Origin of the sequence: Granulicoccus phenolivorans DSM 17626 = NBRC 107789 = JCM 15570 (genome assembly GCF_000423085.1) — a bacterium.
Classification (GTDB): domain Bacteria; phylum Actinomycetota; class Actinomycetes; order Propionibacteriales; family Propionibacteriaceae; genus Granulicoccus; species Granulicoccus phenolivorans.
Map to the genome: position 1 here is coordinate 1 of NZ_AUHH01000072.1, position 1,743 is coordinate 1,743.

Sequence of the window (1,743 nt, forward strand, 5' to 3'; positions counted from 1 at the left end):
GTGTGAGCACGCTGTTGGGTCCTGAGGGGTCGTGTGTGTCACCCGAGTGTGGGTGGTGACGCGGGTCTTCGTGCGGGCCTCCGGTCTGGCACCTGGTGGTGTTGGGTGGGTGGTTTCGCCTGTATCTTGAGAACTTCACAGTGGACGCGAGCATCTTTGTAGTTGAAAAATGTGTCGAGTATTTTTTGTTTCGAACAAGCTACTAAGGGCAATCGGTGGATGCCTAGGCACCAAGAGCCGATGAAGGACGTGGTAACCTGCGATAAGCCTCGGGGAGCTGGTAAACGAGCTGTGATCCGGGGGTCTCCGAATAGGGAAACCTCGAAAGAAACCGGAGTAATGTCCGGCGACCTCTGCTTGAACACATAGGGCAGTGGGAGGGAACGTGGGGAAGTGAAACATCTCAGTACCCATAGGAAGAGAAAACAACCGTGATTCCGTAAGTAGTGGCGAGCGAACGCGGAAGAGGCCAAACCGTATCTGTGTGAGAGCTGACAGGCGTTGCAGGTGCGGTGTTGTGGGGCCATTCTGTCCGGGCTGTTGACCGGGCGGGGAGTTAGAAATGATGGATGAAGATGAAGCCTTCTGGGAAGGGGCGGCGGAGCAGGTAATACCCCTGTAGTCGTAAGTCTGTCACTCTCGAATGTTACCCCAAGTAGTACGGAACCCCTGAAATTTCGTACGAATCTGGCGGGACCACCCGTTAAGCCTAAATACTCCTTGGTGACCGATAGCGGACGAGTACCGTGAGGGAAAGGTGAAAAGTACCCCGGGAGGGGAGTGAAATAGTACCTGAAACCGATTGCCTACAATCCGTCGGAGCCCTGCGGGGTGACGGCGTGCCTTTTGAAGAATGAGCCTGCGAGTTAGTGGTACGTGGCAAGGTTAACCCGTGGGGGGTAGCCGTAGCGAAAGCGAGTCCGAATAGGGCGTTGAGTCGCGTGCTCTAGACCCGAAGCGGAGTGATCTATCCATGGCCAGGTTGAAGCGACGGTAAGACGTCGTGGAGGACCGAACCCACTTAAGTTGAAAATTGAGGGGATGAGCTGTGGATAGGGGTGAAAGGCCAATCAAACTCCGTGATAGCTGGTTCTCCCCGAAATGCATATAGGTGCAGCGTTGCGTGTTTCTTGCCGGAGGTAGAGCACTGGATAGTCTAGGGGGCCCACAAGCTTACCGAAATTAGCCAAACTCCGAATGCCGGTAAGTGAAGCGTGGCAGTGAGACTGTGGGGGATAAGCTTCATAGTCGAGAGGGAAACAGCCCAGATCACCAACTAAGGCCCCTAAGCGATAGCTAAGTGGAAAAGGATGTGGAGTTGCGGAGACAACCAGGAGGTTGGCTTGGAAGCAGCCACCCTTGAAAGAGTGCGTAATAGCTCACTGGTCAAGTGACTCTGCGCCGACAATTTAGCGGGGCTCAAGCTATCCGCCGAAGTTGTGGCATCAGTAATGATGGGTAGGGGAGCGTCGTGTATGCGGTGAAGCGGCGGGGTGACCGGTCGTGGAGAGTACACGAGTGAGAATGCAGGCATGAGTAGCGAATGACGGGTGAGAAACCCGTCCGCCGAATAACCAAGGGTTCCAGGGTCAAGCTAATCTGCCCTGGGTAAGTCGGGACCTAAGGCGAGGCCGACAGGCGTAGTCGATGGACAACGGGTTGATATTCCCGTACCGGCGATATGACGCCCGTGCTGAGGCGAGTGATGCTAAGGATGGAAGGTGGGGGATGTCTTCGGATTGA

1 rRNA gene is annotated in these 1,743 nt (G+C 55.2%); it reads left to right on the forward strand.

Annotated elements, in window-relative coordinates:
* Positions 1–192 precede the first annotated feature (192 nt).
* Positions 193–1,743: ribosomal RNA gene (locus G531_RS26540) — 23S ribosomal RNA — on the forward strand; the annotation flags it as partial.